General features: G+C 77.3%; 8 protein-coding genes. All 8 read right to left on the reverse strand.

Going from position 1 to position 17,859, the window contains the following annotated elements; translation table 11 throughout:
- Positions 1-339: beta-ketoacyl synthase N-terminal-like domain-containing protein (locus tag GCL84_RS08565; RefSeq protein WP_156754854.1), on the reverse strand; the 339-nt coding region annotated here is incomplete at its 3' end.
- Positions 340-397: 58 nt separating this feature from the next.
- Positions 398-11,404, reverse strand: coding sequence for a type I polyketide synthase (locus GCL84_RS30600; RefSeq protein ID WP_156754855.1), 11,007 nt, complete (start codon positions 11,402-11,404; stop codon positions 398-400).
- Positions 11,405-11,470: 66 nt separating this feature from the next.
- Positions 11,471-13,072, reverse strand: a complete 1,602-nt coding sequence (locus tag GCL84_RS08575; protein ID WP_156754856.1) for a glycoside hydrolase family 1 protein — start codon at positions 13,070-13,072, stop codon at positions 11,471-11,473.
- A gap of 147 nt (positions 13,073-13,219) precedes the next feature.
- Positions 13,220-14,410 (reverse strand): macrolide family glycosyltransferase, encoded by a 1,191-nt coding sequence (locus tag GCL84_RS08580; protein ID WP_197523109.1) that lies wholly within the window; start codon positions 14,408-14,410, stop codon positions 13,220-13,222.
- 53 nt (positions 14,411-14,463) lie between these two features.
- Positions 14,464-15,087, reverse strand: a complete 624-nt coding sequence (locus GCL84_RS08585; protein WP_156754858.1) for a DinB family protein — start codon at positions 15,085-15,087, stop codon at positions 14,464-14,466.
- Positions 15,088-15,104: 17 nt separating this feature from the next.
- On the reverse strand, positions 15,105-15,629 hold the full coding sequence (locus GCL84_RS08590) for a hypothetical protein (RefSeq protein ID WP_156754859.1): 525 nt from the start codon (positions 15,627-15,629) through the stop codon (positions 15,105-15,107).
- Between the two features lie 6 nt (positions 15,630-15,635).
- Complete coding sequence (locus tag GCL84_RS08595; RefSeq protein WP_156754860.1) at positions 15,636-16,946, reverse strand: cytochrome P450; 1,311 nt, start codon at positions 16,944-16,946, stop codon at positions 15,636-15,638.
- Positions 16,947-16,968: 22 nt separating this feature from the next.
- Entirely contained in the window at positions 16,969-17,832 is an 864-nt protein-coding gene (locus GCL84_RS08600) for an alpha/beta fold hydrolase (protein ID WP_156754861.1), read from the reverse strand.
- Positions 17,833-17,859: the final 27 nt, after the last annotated feature.

Consider the following 17,859-nt stretch of genomic DNA (forward strand, 5'->3'; position numbering starts at 1 on the left):
CAGCGCCTCACGCCGGGAGATGCCGAAGAACTCCGCGTCAAAACCCTCCACATCGGACAGGAATCCGCCCTCGCGGGAGTACGACTTGCCGGTGGCCTCCGGGTCCGGGTCGTACAGGTCCAGCGCCGCCCAGCGGGCCGGGAACGGGCCGATGGCGTCGCGGCCCTGCGCCAACAGGTCCCAGAAGCCCTCGGGGGTGTCCGCGCCGGGCACCCGGCAGGCCTGGGCCACCAGGGCGATCGGCTCGCTGTGCCGGGCCTCCAGCTCGGCGGCCCTGGACTGCAGGGCGCGCAGCGCGGCGAGCGGGACCTCGACCCGGTCGGGGTTCGGTGTCGTCATCGCGGAGCCTCTCCATCGGGGTGTGCGCGGTGCGCGGTGGTGGGAGTCGTCGGGTGGGTCACTGGTCGAGCCCCGCCGAGGCGAGGAAGGCGTCCAGCTCGGCGTTGAGGTCGGCCACCGAGCGGGACCCACCACTCGGCGCGGCCGCCACCAGGACCGGGGCGGGCTCGGCGGCGGCGGGGGCCGCCTCCTCGACGGGGGCGAGGTCGAGCCGGTCGAGCAGCAGGCGGGCGACCGCCGCCGGGGTAGGGTGGTCGAAGGCCAGGGTCGCGGGCAGCGTGAGCCCGCTCAGGGCCGAGAGCCTGCGGCGCAGCTCGACCGCCATCAGCGAGTCCAGGCCGAGCTGCTTGAGCACGGCGGCCTCGTCGACCTCGGCGGCGGGCAGGCCGAGCACGGCGGCGACCTCGGCGCGCACGGCCGAGGTGGCGGCGGCGAGCCTGCGCCCGGGGGCCTTGGCCAGCAGGTCGTCGCGCAGCGAGCGGGCGGCCGGGGCCGCCGCGGGCGCCGCCGCCTTGGGCACGGCCGGGCGGACCAGGCCGCGCAGCAGCGGCGGGACCCGCTCGCCCAGGCCCCGGGTGTCGAGCAGGACCGGGACGTAGCGGCCGGGACCGGCGCGCAGCGCGGCGTCGAGCAGCGCCAGGCCGTCGGCCACCGGCAGCGGCGCGACGCCCTGGGCCCGCATCCTGGCCAGCTCGGCCGAGCCCAGGTGCGCGGTCATCCCGACCCCGGACTGCTCCCACAGCCCCCAGGCCAGGTCGACCACGGCCCGGCCGTCGGCGCGCAGCGCCTCGGCGACGGCGTCCATGGCGGTGTTGGCCGCGGCGTACACGCCCTGGCCCGCGGTGCCGAACACGCCCGCCGCGGAGGAGAACAGCACCAGCGCGGCGTCGGGCAGCAGCTCGGCGAGCGCCTCGACGGCCGCGGCCTTGGGGGCCAGCGCCCGGTCCAGGGCGGCCGGGTCGCGGCCGACGAGCAGCCCGTCGTCCAGCACGCCCGCCAGGTGCACCACAGTGGACACCGCGCGCCCGGCGAGCGCCGCGGTCAGCGCGCCGCGGTCGCTGACGTCGACCGCCAGCGCCCGCGCCGAGGCGCCCGCGGCCCGCAGGTCCGCGAGCAGGTCCGCCGCCCCGGGGGCGTCGGGTCCGCGGCGGGACAGCAGCAGCAGGTCGTCGGCGCCGTGCGCGGCGACCAGGTGGCGGGCCACGGCCGCCCCCAGCTCCCCGGTGCCGCCGGTGAGCACGACGGTGCCGGTGGTGTCCACGCCCGGCCCCTGGGTCGGGGCGGGCGCGGTCGCCAACCGGGGCGCCAGCAGCTCCCCGCCGCGAACGGCCAGCTCCGGCTCGGCGCTGGCGAGGGCGGCGGGCAGGCCGGTGTCCTCGCCCGGGGGCAGGTCGACCAGCCGGAGGTCGCGGTCGGGGTGCTCGGACCTGGCCACCCGGACCAGGCCCGCGACCGGGCCGTGCGCGGTGCCGCGGCCGCCGCCGACCGGGGCGGTGTCCCGGGTGACCCAGGCGAGCGCGGCCCGGTCGAACCGCGCGTCGCCGAGCAGCGCCGTGATCGAGGCCAGCGTCCACCTGGCCGCGTCCCGGTTCGGCGCCGCCAGCACCACCCGCTCGGCGTCGGCGGGCACGGACGCCACGTCGGCGACGTGCTGGGCCCCGAGGGAGGCGGCCAGACCCGCGTCACCGACGACGACGGTGCGCCCGCCCGGACCGGACGCGGTGGCGCTGCCCACGGGGCGGTAGTCCACGCGGTGCAGGCCCTCGGCGCCCCGGCGGGCGGCGCGGACCTGGTCGGCGGTCGCGCGGTGCAGGTACAGCTCCTCGATCCGGGCGACCGGGGCCCCGGCCAGGTCGGTGACCCAGACCGAGGCGCGCCTGCCACCGGGCTCGTCGGCGACGGTGGCGCGGACGCGCACCCGGGTGGCCTCGGCGGCCAGCAGCCGCACGCCGCTCCAGCGGACCGGCAGCAGCGCCCCCTCGGCCGGGTCGGCCGGGTCGGCCACGGCGGCGCAGGCGTGCAGCGCGGCGTCGAGCAGCGCGGGGTGCAGGCCGTAGCCCGCGGCGCTCAGGCCGTCGGGGAGCCGCGCCACGCCGTGCGCGGCGCCGTCCACCACGGCGACGTGCAGCAGGCCGGTGAAGGCGGGGCCGTAGTCGACGCCCCTGGCGGCGAAGTCGGCGCGCAGGGCGTCGGTGTCGACCTGCGCGCCGTCCAGCTCGATCGCCGGGAACGGCTCGGCGGCGGCCGCGGCGGCCAGGGTGGCGGTGGCGTGCCTGGTCCACCGGCCGCGGCCGGTCTCCGGTCGGGAGTGCACGGTGGCCTGCCTGGTGCCGTCCTCGGCGGGCTCGGCGACGGCCACCTGCACCCGCACCGGGCCGGTCAGCACCAGCGGGGCGGCCAGCTCCACCTGGGCCACCGCGTCCAGGCCGACCGAGGCGCAGGCGGACCGCACCAGGTCGACCAGGCCGGTGCCCGGCACGAGGACCTCGCCGAACACCCGGTGGTCGGCCAGCCACGGGTCGGTGGCCGGGTCGACGCGGCCGGTGAACAGGTCGCCGCCCTGGGCGAGCGGGGTGGCCGCGCGCAGCCACGGGTGCCCGGCCTCGGCGAGGCCGAGCGCGCGGGCGTCGCCCGCGGCCGACGGCGCCGACCAGTAGCGCTGGTGCTGGAAGGCGTACGGGGGCAGCTCGGCGCGCGGTCCGGCGCCGAGCACCGGGGTCCAGTCGACGGGGTGGCCCGCGACGTGCAGCCGGGCCAGGTTGCCCAGCACCTCGGCGATCCCGCCGCGGCCCCTGGCCAGCGAGCCGACGACGACGCCGCCGCGCTCGGCCACCGCGTCGGTGATGGAGATGCCCAGCACCGGGTGCGGGGCGGCCTCGACGAACACGGTGGCGCCGCTGTCGAGCAGCCCGGCGAGGGCGCGGTCGAAGCGGACCGGCTCGCGCAGGTTGCGGGCCCAGTACCCGCCGTCCAGCTCGGTCCCGTCCAGCGGGCGGCCCGCGACCGAGGAGTGGAACGGCAGCGTCGCCGCGGCGCCGGTGACGCCCGCCAGCCCGGCGCGCAGGCCGGGCAGCAGCGGGTCCATCTGCGCCGAGTGCGACGCGTAGTCCACCGCGACCCGGCGGCAGAACACACCCTCGGCCTCCACGCGGGCGACGAAGGCGTCCACGGCGTCGGCCATTCCGGAGACCACAGTGGACCCAGGCGTGTTCGCCGCGGCGACGCCCACACCGTCGGCCAGCCGCTCGGTCACCCAGTCGACCGGGGCCTCGACCAGCGCCATGCCGCCGCCGGTCACGGTGGCGACGGCGGAGGACCGGGCGGTCACCACGACAGCGGCGTCCTCAAGGGACAGGGCACCCGCGACGACGGCGGCGACGACCTCGCCCTGCGAGTGCCCCACCACCGCCTCCGGGCGCACGCCCAGCTCACCCCAGACCGCGACCAGGCCCAGCCCGACCGCGAACAGCAGCGGCTGCACCACCTCCACCCGGTCCAGCGGCTCGTCGCCGCTCAGGCGCGCCGTCAGCGACCAGCCGAAGGCGGCGTCGCAGCGGGCGATGACCTCGGCGAAGGCCGTTGAGCCCGCCAGCAGCTCGCGGGCCATGCCGACCCACTGCGCGCCCTGGCCGGGGAACACGAACGCGACCCGGCCCTGGTCGGCGGCCACGCCGGTGATCACGTCGGCGTGCGCGCCGCCCGCGGCCAGCGCCGCCAGCGCGTCGGCAGCGGCGGCCGGGCCGTCGACGAGCACGGCGGCCCGGTGCGCCAGCGGCGTCCGGGCGGCGGCCGCGCGCACCACCGCCGCCCAGTCGGCGTCGGGGCGCGCCCGCAGCCAGCCCGCCCACCGGTCGGCCTGCGCGCGCAGCGCGGCCCCGTCGCGGGCGGAGAGCACCAGCGGCAGGACTGGCGCGATCGGGGCGGTGGCGGTCTCCTCGACGGCCGGGGCCTCGGCGACGATGACGTGCGCGTTGGTGCCGGACAGGCCGAACGAGGACACACCGGCCCGGCGCACCCGCTCCCCCGCCGCCCACGGCTCGGTGCCGGTGAGCACCCGCACCGGCAGCCCGTCCCAGTCCAGGGCCGGGTTGAGCGGGGTGCTGCGCGGGGTGGCGGGCAGCGCGCCGTGGCGCAGGGCGGCCAGGACCTTGCACACCCCGGCGACCCCGGCGGCCGACTCCAGGTGGCCGATGACGCTCTTGGCGGTGCCCAGGGCCAGCGGCTCGGCGCGGCCCGCGCCGTAGACCTCGGCCAGCGCCCGCACCTCGATCGGGTCGCCCAGCGCGGTGCCGGTGCCGTGGCACTCGACGTAGTCCACACCGGACGGCTCGACACCCGCCGCGGCCAGCGCCTGGCGCAACACCCGCTGCTGGGCGGTGCCGTTGGGGGCGGTGATGCCGCTGCTGGCGCCGTCGTGGTTCACGGCGGTGCCGGGCAGCAGGCCGAGCACCGGCAGGCCGCGCTCGCGCGCCGTCGACAGCCGGGTCAGCACCAGCACCCCGACGCCCTCGCCCCGGCCGTAGCCGTCGGCGGCCGCGGCGAAGGCCTTGCCCCGGCCGTCGGGGGCCAGGGCGCGGGAGCGGTTGAGCGCGGTGAAGGCGGCGGGGTCGGCCAGCACCTGCACGCCGCCCGCGATCGCGGTGGCGCACTGCCCGGTGCGGACCGCCTCGGCGGCCAGGTGCACCGCGACCAGCGACGAGCTGCACGCGGTGTCCACCGCCAGGGCCGGGCCCTGCAGGCCCAGGTGGTAGGCGATCCGGCCCGCGGCGAAGCTGGGCAGGGTGCCGGTGAGGGCGTAGGTGTCGCGGTCCCGCTCGGCGCGGTGCGTGCCGTACTCGCCGGGGCCCGCGCCGACGAACACCCCGGTCTGGCTCTCGCGCAGCAGGTCCGGGCGCAGGCAGGCGTTCTCCAGCGCCTCCCACGCGACCTCCAGCAGCAGCCGGTGCTGCGGGTCCATCGGCTCGGCCTCGCGCGGGCTGATGCCGAAGAACCCGGCGTCGAACCCGGCCACGTCGTCGAGCAGGGACGCCTGGCGCACCACCGGGCGGCCCTCGGCGGCGACGACCGGGTCCTCGAGCAGGGCGGGGTCGAACCGGTCGGCGCCCAGCTCGCGCAGGGTGTCGCGGCCCTCGGCCAGGACCGCCCACAGGCTGTCCAGGTCGTGCGCGCCGCCGGGCATGCGCAGCCCGACGCCGACCACGGCCACCGGGTCGTCGTCGGCGGCGGCGAGCACGACCGCCCCGGCCCGCTCCGGCGCGGCCAGGTCCAGCTCGCCCGCCAGCCAGTCGGCGACGGCGGCGACGTCGGGGTGGTCGAAGCTGAGCGTGCGCGGCGCGGCGACGCCCGCGCGGGCGGCGACCCGGCCCGCGAAGTCGACGCCCATCATGGAGTCGAAGCCCAGGTCGCGGAACCCGCGGCGGTGGTCGAGGCCGGTCGCGTCCGCCAGGCCCAGGACGGCGGCGGCCTCGGTGGCCACCAGCGCGCGCAGCGCCCGGTCCCGGTCGGCGGCGGGCAGGGCCGACAGCTCGGCCCGGAGCCCGCCCTCGGCCGGGGTCTCGGCGATCCGGGCCTCGGGCAGGTCGGCCCACAGCGGCCGGGGCCCGAGGGCGGCGGCCACGGCGGGCCAGTCCAGGTCGGCGAAGACCAGGTGGCCGGGGACGGCCAGCGCGGCGTCGAGGCCGAGCAGGCCGCGCGCCACCGGCATCGGCCGCAGGCCGAGCCCGCGCAGGTGCTCGCCGACCCGCCCGTCGGCCATCCCGGGGCCGCCCCACGCGCCCCAGGCGACGCAGGACACCGGCAGGTCCGCCGCGGCGCGCGCGGCGGCGACGGCGTCCACCGCGGCGTTGGCCCCGGCGTAGTCGGCCTGCCCGACGTTGCCGACCACCCCGACGACCGAGGAGAACAGCACGAAGGCGTCCAGCTCGACGCCGCGGGTGGCGGCGTCCAGCGCGAGCGCGCCGCCGACCTTGGCGGGCGCGGCCGAGGAGGGCGCGGCCGGGTCGATGTCGGCCAGCAGCCGGTCGTCGACGACACCGGCGGTGTGCACGACGGCGCGCAGCGGCACGTCGGCGCGCGCCAGCTCCGCGACGAGCGCGGCGACCGCGGCCGGGTCGGTCACGTCGCAGCGGGCGAGGCTGACCCGCACCCCGGCGGCGGCCAGCTCCTCGGCCAGGGCGCGGGCGCCGTCGGCGTCCCCGCCCCGACGGGAGGCCAGCACCAGGTGCTCGGCCCCGCGCCCGGCCAGCAGCCGGGCGGTGTGCGCGGCCAGGGCGCCGGTGCCGCCGGTGATGAGCACGGTCCCGCGCGGCCGCCACGGGGTGGTGGTCGGCGCGGTCCGGCGAATCCTGCGCACCAGGCGGACCCCGCCGCGCACGGCGGCGTCCTCGCCGTCGTCGGCGAGCAGCGCGGCGAGCTGGTCGGCGCCCGGGTCGGCGGGCAGGTCGAGCAGGCCCGCCCAGCGGCCGGGGTGCTCCAGGGCCACGACCTGGCCGATGCCCAGCAGGGCGGCCTGGGCCGGGTCGGGGGCGGGGTCGGTGGCGCCGCAGCGCGCGGCGCCGGTGGTCACCACGCGCACCGGGGCGTCCACACCGGACTCGGCGAGGTCGCGCAGCAGTCCGGCGACCGCGCCGGTGTACACCCCGGCGGCCGGGTCGGCGCCCGGGCCCGCGACGGCCAGCACCCCGACGACGTCCGGGCCGGGCGCGGTCACCACGTCCACACCGGACTCGCGCAGCAGCCCGGTGATCGGCGCGGTGTCGCCGCCGGGCAGGGCGACGACCAGCCTGCGGCCCGCCAGGGCGGTCGCCGGGGACGGGCGCCAGTGGACCTCGTGGGCGTGCCGGGCCACCGCGGCCCGGTCGGCCTGGCCCGCGCGCCAGCCCGCCAGGTGCGGCATCAGCTCGGCCAGCGTGCGCGGGGCGTCGGCGGGCAGGTCGAGCAGCGCGGCGACGCGGTCGACCGCACCGGCGGCCACCGCGGACCACAGCTCGTCGTCGGCGCCGCCGGGCGCGGTGCGGGCCGCGCCGTCGAGCCAGTAGCGGGTGTGCTGGAAGCAGTAGGTGGGCAGGTCGACGCGGCGGGCGCCGGGCAGCAGCGCCGCCCAGTCGAGGGCGGCGCCCGCGCCGTGCAGGGCGCCGACGGCGGCGGCCAGGCCCGCGGCCTCGTCGCGGTCGGCGCGGACGCTGGCCACGACCGCGCGGCCCGCGGGCAGCGAGTCCGGGGCCAGGACGGCCAGCACGGCGGCCGGGCCGATCTCCAGGCACGAGCCGACCTCGCCCAGGCCGGTGAGCGCGTCGGCGAAGCGGACCGCGTCGCGCACCTGGCGCACCCAGTAGCCCGGGTCGCGCAGCCCCCGCCCCTCGGGCAGGTCGGGGCCGAAGCGCTCGCCGGTGACCGACGAGACCAGCGGCACGCGGGGCGCGGCGATCGCGCAGGACGCGGCGACCTCGGCGAAGGCCCCGAGCGCGGAGTCCATGTGGTGGCTGTGGAAGGCGTGCGAGACGACCAGCCGCTTGACCCGCTTCCCGCGCGCCGAGAACACGGCGGCGACCGCGTCCACGGCGTCCGCGTCGCCGCTGACGACGCACTGGTCCGGGGCGTTGACCGCGGCGAGGGCCGCGCCGGGCACCAGCGCGGCGAGCACCTGCTCCTCGGTCGCGCGCACCGAGGCCATCGCGCCGTCGGCGCGGCAGGCCTGCATCAGCGCGCCCCTGGCCACCACGAGCCGGGCGGCGTCGTCCAGCGACAGCGCGCCCGCGACGTGCGCGGCGGTCAGCTCGCCCACGGAGTGCCCGGTGACCACCTCCGGCCGCACGCCCCACGACGCCCACAGCCGGGAGAGGGCGACCTGGTGGGCGAACAGGGCGGGCTGGGCGAACTCGGTGCGGTGCACGTCCTCGCCCGCCGCGGCCTCGGCCAGCGGCACGGGCAGGTGGCGGTCGAGGGCGGCCAGGACCTCGTCGTGCGCGGCGCGGAAGACCGGGTGCGCGGCGCGCAGCCCGGCGCCCATGCCGGGGCGCTGGCTGCCCTGGCCGGTGAACAGGAACGCGGTGCCGCCGCGCGCGGGCGAGGTGGTGGCGGTCCCGGCGGCCAGCTCGCGCAGCGCGGCGACGGCCTCGGCGGGGTCGGCGGCGACCACGGCGGCGCGGTGGTCCAGCGCGGCGCGGGTGGTGGCGGCGGTGAACGCGACGTCGGCGACCGCGGGGGCGCCGGGGGTGTCCAGGGCGTCGGCGAGGCGGGCGGCGTTGGCGGCCAGGGCCTGCGGGGTCTTGCCGGACACGACGATCGGCACCGGGCCCGATCGGGTGGCGCCCGCACCGGCGACAGCGGACCAGTCCACGGGCGCGCCCGCGGTCCACAGCGCGCCGACGAGCTCTTCGAGCGCCCAGCGGGCCGGTCGGCCGCGCCCGCCGGTGGGCAGCACGGCCTCGACGCCGGGCAGTCCGGCCAGCGGCCGGGCGGCCACCGGGTGCGGCGAGACCTCGACGACGGTGACGGGGCCGTCGGCGGTCAGCGCGGCGACGGCCTCGGCGACCAGCATCGGGGAGGTGGTGTTGCGGGCCCAGTGCGCGCCGTCGACGGCCGCGCCCGGCAGGGCGGCGCCGGTCGCGGTGGACACGATCGGCACCTCGGCGGCGGCACCGCGCACGTCGGCCAGCGCGGTGGCGACCTCGGCGGCCAGCGCGCCCAGGTCCGGCCCGTGCGCGGCGTAGTCGATGCGCACCCGGCGGGCGGCGGTCCCGGCCTCGGCGAGCCGGGCCTCCGCGGCGGCGAGCGCGTCCAGCGGCCCGGCCAGGGCGGTGTGCCCGGCGCCCAGGTGGGCGGCCACGGCCAGGGCGGGGGCGTGCTCGGCGGCCCACTCAGCGGCCTGGGCGTGCCCCAGCTCCACGGCGGTGACGCCGCCGAGCCCGCCGACCCGCGCGGCCACGAGCGCCGACCAGGTGGTGATGACCCGCGCGCCCTCGGCGGTGGTGAGCGCGCCGGAGACGACGGCGGCGGCGACCTCGCCGATGCTCTGCCCCAGCACGACGTCCGGGGCGACGCCCCAGGAGCGCAGCAGCGCGGCGGTCGCCACGTGCACCGCGAACAGCACCGGCTGCACGACCTCGGCCCGGTCGAGCCGGTCGCCCGCGCCCAGCAGCTCGTCGAGCACCGACCAGCCGGTGTGCGCGGCGACCTCGTGGTCGACCTGGCGCAGGGCGGCGGCGAAGGCGGGCTCGGCGAGCAGGTCGACGGCCATGCCCGGCCACTGCGCGCCGTGCCCGGAGAAGAAGAAGGCGACCCGGTCCGCGGGCGCCGGGGTGTTCAGCGCCCCGGCCAGCGCGTCCGCCAGGTCGTCGGCGTGCTCCACGACGGCGAACGCGCGTGCCGGGCCGGAGCCGACGACGCGGACCGGGCCCGCGGCGAACGGGTCGTCCTCGGCGGCCAGCTCGGCCACCGCCGCGGCCAGCGCGGCGGTGTCGGCGGCGGCGACGGCGGCCAGCAGGCGGCGCGGCGCGGGCGGGGCGCAGAGCACGGCGTGCGCGTTGGCGCCGCCGAAGCCGAAGCCGCTCACACCGGTGACGCGCTCGGCGTCGGGCCACGGCCGGGCCCCGGTCACCACCTCCAGGCGGTTGGCGGCGAAGTCGATGCGCGGGTTGGGGTCGGTGAAGTGCAGGGAGGCGGGCAGCTCGCCGTGGTGCACGGCCAGCGCCGCCTTGATCACGCCGGTGATCCCGGCGGCGGGCTCCAGGTGCCCGACGTTGGTCTTGGCCGAGCCCAGCAGCAGCGCCCGGTCGCGGCCGGGGGCGAAGACCTCGCCCAGCGCGTCGGCCTCGATCGGGTCCCCCAGCGGGGTCCCGGTGCCGTGGGCCTCCACGTAGGACACCTGGTCCGGGCGCACCCCGGCGTCGCGCAGCGCCGCGCGCACCACGGCGACCTGGGCGGCGGGGTTGGGCGCGGTGATGCCGTTGGAGGCGCCGTCGCTGTTGACCGCGGTGCCGCGCACCACGGCGTAGACGCGGTCGCCGTCGCGCAGCGCGTCGGAGAGCCTGCGCACCACGACGACGCCGATGCCCTCGGCGCGCACGTAGCCCGACGCGTCCGCGGCGAACGCGCGGCAGCGGCCGTCGGCGCTCAGGCCGCCGAACTTGGTCATCGCCACGCTGGTGTGCGGGTGCAGCAGCAGGTTGACCCCGCCCGCGAGCGCCAGGTCGGACTCGCCCCGGCGCAGGCTCTGCACCGCCAGGTGCAGCGCGGTCAGCGACGAGCTGCACGCGGTGGCCACCGACAGCACCGGGCCGCGCAGGTCCAGCGCGTAGGCGACCCTGGCCGGGATGACCGAGGGGTCCCAGCCCACGGCGGAGTGCGACCCGATGGCCTCCGGGTCCGCGCCGGTGGCCAGGTGGTACTCCTGGGACATCGTGCCGAGGAAGACCCCGGTTCGGGTGCCCGAGAGCGACCGGGGCGCCAGCCCGGCGTCCTCCAGCGCGGCCCAGGTGACCTCCAGCGCGAGGCGCTGCTGCGGGTCCATGTGCCGGGCCTCGGCCGGGGACACGCCGAACAGGTCGGCGTCGAACCCGGCGACGTCGTCGAGGAAGCCGCCCGCGCGGGTGACCACCCGGCCGGGCGCGGCGGGGTCGGGGTCGGTCCAGGCGTCGGCGTCCCAGCGGTCGGCCGGGACCTCGCCGACGGCGTCGACCCCGGCGCGCAGCGCCGACCAGAACCCGGCGGGCCCCTCGATGCCGCCGGGCAACCGGCAGCCGATGCCGACGATGGCCACCGGCTCGCTCGGGTCGGTCGGACCGGCGGGCGCCTGCCCGTCGCCGCCGTGGGCGCCCTCGCCGCACAGCGCGGCGGCGAGGGCGTCCACGGTCGGGTACCGCCACGCGGCGGAGGCGGGCAGCGCCGTGCCGGTCCACCCGGCCACCCCGGCCAGCACCGAGGTCACCCCGGCCGAGTCGACCCCGAGCTCGCGCAGCGGCCGGTCGGTCGGCACGGCGTCGGGGGCCAGGCCGGTCAGCCCGGCCACGATCCGGCGCAGCTCGGCGCGCACCGCGGCCGGGTCGCGGTCCAGTGGTGTGCTCATGGCTCATCCTCGGGTTCTGGGGCGGGGGCGCCGGGTGGGAGTGCCGGGTGGGGCTGCCGGGGTGGGTCAGTTCGCGGGCTCGGGGGCCAGCGGGCCCGTGCCGCCGTACTGCTCGCGCACGGGCGGCAGCACCGAGCGGGTCCGGGTGATCTGCGCGTAGACCTCGGCGGCGACGGTGGGGACGCGCTCGAGGGTGCCCGGGGTGACCGAGTAGAGGCCGAACTTCGGCGTGTGGCCCAGCAGCCACTCGAAGTTGTCCATCAGCGCCCAGTGGTAGTAGCCGCGGACGTCGACGCCCTCGGACCGGGCCAGCTCGATCTGCTCCAGCGCGCGGACCAGGTACTGCGCGCGGCGCTCGCCGCTGTCGCTGGCGATGCCGGACTCGGTGACCACCAACGGCAGGTCCGGGTAGCGCCGCGCGGTCGAGGCGAGCACCTCGCGCAGGCCGGTGATGCTGGTGTGGTAGCCCATGTCCGGGACCCAGTAGCTGGGGTCCTCGGCGGGCAGGCACGGCGACTCGGCGCAGAAGCCGACGTCGATCACCGGGTAGGCGGGCTTGTCCGGGGTCTGCGCCGGGTCGTAGATGCCCTGGTGGGCGTAGAGCTGCGGGCCCAGCCAGTCCAGCGTGCCCTTCCACTCCGGGTGCGGCTCGGTCCAGCTCCCGTCGAACGCCGGGTCGAACCTGCCGTTCCACAGCGCGTCGCTGAACTTGTAGTCGAAGTAGTCGCGGAAGCGCTCGACCGCGGCCACGTCGCGCGGGTCGTCGCTGACCTTGCCGTCGCGGACCGGGGTGTAGACCTGCGCGCCGGTGGTGATGCCGATGGCGGCGGCGAGGCCGTCGCGGTCGGAGTCGACCTTGTCGGCGGCCTTGACCGCGTGGTACATCGCGACGTGGGCGTTGAGGTAGCCGCGCAGGGCGGCGGCGAAGCGGGGCAGGGTGGCCTCGGTGAGGTTGGCCTTGCCGGGCGGGCCCGCGCCGAACGCGTGCGAGAAGGTCATGTAGCCCATGGGCTCGTTGACCGTGACCCACTCGTCGACCCGGTCGCCCAGCCGCTGGGCGAGCAGCGTGGCGAAGTCGGCCATCTCCCGCACGACCAGCGGGCCGCCCTCGGGGTGGTCGAGGCCGCAGAGGTTGGCGTCGGAGGGGCCGTTGGCGCAGCCGACGTCGGCCGGGTCGTCGACCCAGGCCGGGAAGGCGAAGTGGTGAATGGTGATCATCGGCCGGATGCCCCTGGCGAGCAGCGCGTCGACGAAGTCGCTGTAGTGCTCGACCGCGGCCTGGTCGATCTCGCCGCGGCGGGGCTCGATGCGCGCCCACTCCACGCCGAAGCGGTAGGAGTCGACGCCGAGCCTCGCGATCAGGTCGACGTCGGCGATGGCCCGGGTGTAGCCGCCGGACGCGTCGCCGACGAACGGGCTCTTGGCCAGGCCGTCCGGGTCGGACCAGCGGTACCAGTCGGTGTTGGGGTTGGCGTCCTCGATCTGCGTCGCCGAACTGGAGACGCCGAACCGGAACGAGCCCTTGCCCGAGGGCGCGGTCGGGGAGCCGATCCCGGCGAAGCGGGCGGGTTTGCCGGTCGGGCCCGCGGAGTCGCCCGCGGTGGCGATGGCGGGCACGCCCGCGGCGACCACCAGCATGGCCGCGCCCGCGATGAGTAAGCGTTTCACTGCTTTTGCCTTCGCTTCCGGGTGGGAACGCCGACGGGGCGCCCCCGCCCTTCGGCGGTGGCGCCCCGTCGGGACCCACGTGTTCGGTTGTGCGCGCCCGTCCGGGCGCCCTGTCTCGTCGAGCTGTGCCTGATCCTTAGTGGAGTGTCAGACGCCCGCGTGCTCGGCGATGTGCGCCTCGACCGCGTCGGCGGCGACGGCCGGGCCGTCGACCGCGCGCACGGACCTGCCGAACTCCGCGGTCCTGGCGCGCAGCTCGGCGTCGCCGGAGACCGCCGCCACCGCGGCGGCCAGCGACTCGGTGGTGACGTCCTCGGGCGCCAGGTGCGCGCCCAGGCCCAGCTCCGCGACCCGCAGCGCGTTGGCCCGCTGCTCGTTCATCTGCGGCACCACGACCATCGGGACGCCGTGGTAGAGCGACTCCAGCACCGAGTTCATGCCGCCGTGGGTGACGAACAGCGACGCCTTGGACAGCACGTCGAGCTGCGGCACGCTGTGGTGCACCTCCACCGAGTCGGGCAGCTCGCCCAACTCGGCGGCGTCGATGTGGTCGCCGGTGACCAGCACGACCCGGTGCTCGCCGGTGCCGAGGGCGGCCACGGCGGTGCGGAAGAACTCCGGGCGGCCGGTGGCCGCGGTGCCCAGCGACACCAGCACGACCGGCTTGTCGTCGGCCGCGGTCCAGGTGCCCTGGTACTTGGACCGGTCGCCCAGGCAGGGCCCCGCGAACACGAAGCGGTCGTCGAAGGTCTCGCTGTCGTAGTGGAACTCGCGCGGCAGGAAGACGATCGACTTGTGCTCCGGCTTCATGAAGAAGTCCATCGGCCCGGTGTCGGGGAACCCGACCTCGGGCAGCAGCGCGGTGAGCTGCTCGATCATCTCCATCATCTTCGGGTCGGTCAGCTCGGCCACCGGGAACTTGGCCTGGATGTTGAACGTCTCGTTGCCCGCGTAGGTCGGGAACAGCCGCACCAGCGGGATGCCGCGCGGGGCCGCGAAGAACCGCGCGCCCCAGGCCATGAAGTCGTGCAGCACGACGTCGGGGCGGTTCGCCTCGTAGAACTCCCCGACCTGCTCGACCAGCGAGGTGGCCTCGGCGAGGGTGCGCAGGCCCTCGCCGGACAGCGCCTCCTCGGTGAACGGGCTGGTGTAGAAGTCCCCGAACACCGACGTGTAGCGGACCGCCTCGCCCCCGGCCGCCTCGACGGCGGGCGCCAGGTGGTCGGTGACGGTGCAGGTCACGCGGTGCCCACGCCGGACCAACTCCTCGACCAGCCCGAGCGTCGGGTTCAGGTGTCCGTAGGCGGGGAAGTTGACAATGGCGATGTGGGATGCCACCGAATGGGTCCTCTCGTTGTGGTTGTGTGAATGGTAGACGCGCGGCTGCGCCACTAGAACGGGACGCGCATGCCCAACGCGGAGGACAGGCTGCCGAGCTGCCCGCAGTGGTAGGCGTCGTGCATCTGGATCAGGGAGACGGCCTCGCCGACGACCCGCAGCCGCGCCTTCCAGTCGTCGGAGACCCCGGCGACGATCTCGGCGTCGGTGCCGCGGCGCAGGTCCTCCGGGGTGAGCCCGGCGACGAACGGGCGCAGCCTGCGGTGGACCTGGTGGTAGAGCGAGTACATGTGCTCGAACGTGGGCGCCCGGTCGAAGTCCACGGTCGCGCAGTCGCCCGCCCACAGCTCGTAGAAGTCCAGCGACAGCAGCATGTCGAACCCGCCGTGCAGGGTGCCGACGTAGTCCTTGGAGCAGGTCAGGTGCCCCAAGTACCACAGCAGCGGCATGTGCCCGTCCGGTGCGGCCAGCGCGGTCGTCTCGTCGTACTGGTCGGCCAGCTCGCAGACCATCTCGTAGGTGAGGTCGAAGTCGCGCAGCAGGTGCTCGCCCAGCGGCGTCGCCGGGACCAGCTCGGGCAGCGGGAACCTGGGCGGCGGGATGGTCTCGGCGCCCGGTCCCTGGGGCGCGGTCTGGGTCGCGGTCTGGGTCGCGGTCTGGGTCGCGGTCTGGGTCATGGTCGGGTTCCTCGGGCTCAGTGGGTGACGGGGCGGTCGCGCCTGCGCGCGGCCAGCTCGGCGCGGACCTCGTCCCAGTCGGGCAGGGTGTGCCGGTCCGCGCGGGTCCAGCGCGCCCCCTCCCAGGCGTAGGCGAGGTTGCGGGTCTTGCGGACCGCCTCCAGGTGCTTGTCGGAGGTCAGGAACCGCTGCAACGACTCGTCGTCGGTCCAGACCGACAGGGCGCGGGAGCTGTTCCAGCACCTGGCCGAGATGCCGAAGGTGGCCGCGAGCAGTCCGGAGCTGGCCCACAGCTCCTGCAGCAGCACGTGGTTGAGCTCGGTGGCGATCTGCTCGACGCCGGGCCGGGGCCAGCCGCCGGAGGTGGCCACCAGGTAGCCCTCGGGCAGCGGACCGGCCAGGCCGCCGGTCTCGGGGTCGATGGCGGGCCCGGTCCAGGGCACCACCACGTCCAGGTCGGACTCGTCGCAGGCGGCGAAGCCCTCGAGCGTCGTGGGCAGCGGCGGGGTCACCACCCCGGGGGCGTGGTCCAGCTCAGTCACCGCCGATCACCGCACCCTGCTGACGGGCAGCGTCACGTACTCGGCCATGAGCAGCCGCAGGATGAGCATTTTCGACTCGCCCTCCAGCCGCAGCCGCGGCAGCAGCGGCAGCAGCGCGCGGAACATGACCCGCAGCTCCAGCTTGGCCAGGTTCGCCCCGATGCAGCGGTGCTCGCCGAACCCGCCGAAGGCGAAGTGCCGGTTGGGGGTGCGGGTGATGTCGAACCGGTACGGGTCGGGGAAGGCGACCGGGTCGCGGTTGGCGGCCGGGAACCAGGTGGCGACGGTGTCGCCGCGGCGGATCCGCTTGCCGCCCAGCTCGGTGTCCTGGGTGGCGGTGCGGGTCATGACGACCGCGACCGAGGTCCAGCGCAGGATCTCCTCCACCGCGCTGTCGACCAGCTCGGGGTGGTCGACGAGCAGCCGGAGCTGGTCGGGGTTCTCCAGCAGCGCCTTGATGCCGCCCGCGATGGCGTTGCGGGTGGTGCCGTTGCCCGCCTGCAGCAGGTTGAACAGCTGGTAGGAGATGTCGTGGAAGGCCAGCGGCTCGTCGTTGACCGTCGCCGCCGCGAGCCTGCTGAGCATGTCGGTGCCGTTGCCGCCGCCGTCGGCCATCCGCTTGCGGACGAGCTCGGACATGTAGGCGTCCAGCTCCATCATCGCGCGCAGGAAGGTCGCGGTGGCGTCCTGCCCGTCCTGGTGGGCGAAGTCCTTGTGGAACGCCGCCGCGGTGGCCTGGTGCAGGCCGAACAGGGTGTCCCAGTCGCTGTCCGGGACGCCGAGCAGGTCGAAGATCGCGGCCAGCGGCAGCCGGGCCGAGAGCTGGTGGGCGACGTCGGCGGTGCCGTTGGTGTCCAGCAGCCGCACGAAGTCGTCGACGTAGGTCTTGGCCAGCGCCGACAGGCGCAGCTCCTGGGCGGCCAGCGCCTTGGGGGTGAAGCTGGGGTACATCACCTGGCGGAGCTGGCGGTGCATGGGCGCGTCCATGAAGCCCAGGCCCGGGGCGTGGTCGGGGCGGTGCCCGTAGACCTGGCCGCGGCGCTCGCGCTCGGTCTCCCAGCTGTCGACCTCGTCGGGGGTCTCCACGGCGACCCGCTCGCGGCAGGAGTACAGCTCGGGGTTGCGGGCGACCCAGGCGATGTCCTCGTAGCGGGTCAGCGACCAGAACGGCTCGTAGCCCGGGCGCTGGTACCAGTGCACCGGGTCCTCGGCGCGCATCCGGTCCCAGTCGGCCCACGGGTACCCCCCGCGGTCGTCGTAGAGGGACTCGCTGGTGATGTCCAGCTCGTCCAGGGGTGGTGGTGCGATGGCGGTCATGGGTGGTCTCCGGTTCCGGTCGTCAGTTCTGGCTGTGCTCGGCGAGGAAGCCGGTCACCGCCGGGGCGGCGGGGGCGGCGGCCCAGTCGGCGAGCAGGCGCCCGCCGGGGAGGTCGGCGGCCAGCCGCCGGGCGGCCCCGGCCGGGCTGAGCCGGTCGGAGCCGGGCAGCACCAGCACCGGGGTTGGCGCGGCGGCGAACCACTCGTCGGCGACGGAGAAGTACGCCCGGCCCGCGGGCCACACGCCGTCGCGGTGGCGCACGAGCGCGGAGATGTACTTCTCCCGGCGCAGCGCGGCGAGCGCCTCGACGGCGGCCGGGTCGGCGGCGATGGTCCGCGCGAACGGCCCGGCCTCCGGGTCGGCGGCGAACGAGCGGCCGCGGCGGGCGGCCTCGAGCACGGCGGACATGCCCTCGGACCCGGGGTCGTCGAAGAAGGCCGCGCGGGGCAGCCGCATGGCGGGCTCGTGCCCGGCGAGGAAGTCGCCCAGCGCGTTGGTCTCGTCCCGGCCCGCGGGGGCGACGGCGACGACCGCGCGGACCCGCCGCGGGGCGTCCGCGGCCAGCCGCCAGGCCACCGAGGCGCTCTGGCCGCCCGCGACGACGTGCGCGACCGGGATGTCGAGCGCGTCCAGCACGGCGACGAGGTCCTCGGCGGCGACGCCGTAGTCGTACGGGGTCAGCGGGCCGGTGCTGGCGCCGGAGTGCCGCTGGTCGACGGAGACGACCTGGAAGTCCTGGTGCAGCGTGGCGGGGTCCAGCGGTCCGGCCGCCCAGTCGGCGACCTCGCCGCCGGGGCCGCCGGGGGCCAGCAGCAGCACCGGGAAGCCGGTGCCGCGGACCTCGTAGTGGATCCGGGCCCCGTCCGGGCGTTCGATGTGGGGCATGGTGGGTTCCTCTCCTTGCGGGCTCAG

It is taken from the genome of Actinokineospora pegani, assembly GCF_009745975.1.
GTDB lineage: Bacteria > Actinomycetota > Actinomycetes > Mycobacteriales > Pseudonocardiaceae > Actinokineospora > Actinokineospora pegani.

Coding starts and splice junctions, on each gene's coding strand:
- GCL84_RS30600 (WP_156754855.1), bottom strand. CDS start 11,404: ATGAGCACACCACTGGACCGCGACCCGGCCGCGGTGCGCGCCGAGCTG.
- GCL84_RS08585 (WP_156754858.1), bottom strand. CDS start 15,087: ATGACCCAGACCGCGACCCAGACCGCGACCCAGACCGCGACCCAGACC.
- GCL84_RS08595 (WP_156754860.1), bottom strand. CDS start 16,946: ATGACCGCCATCGCACCACCACCCCTGGACGAGCTGGACATCACCAGC.
- GCL84_RS08600 (WP_156754861.1), bottom strand. CDS start 17,832: ATGCCCCACATCGAACGCCCGGACGGGGCCCGGATCCACTACGAGGTC.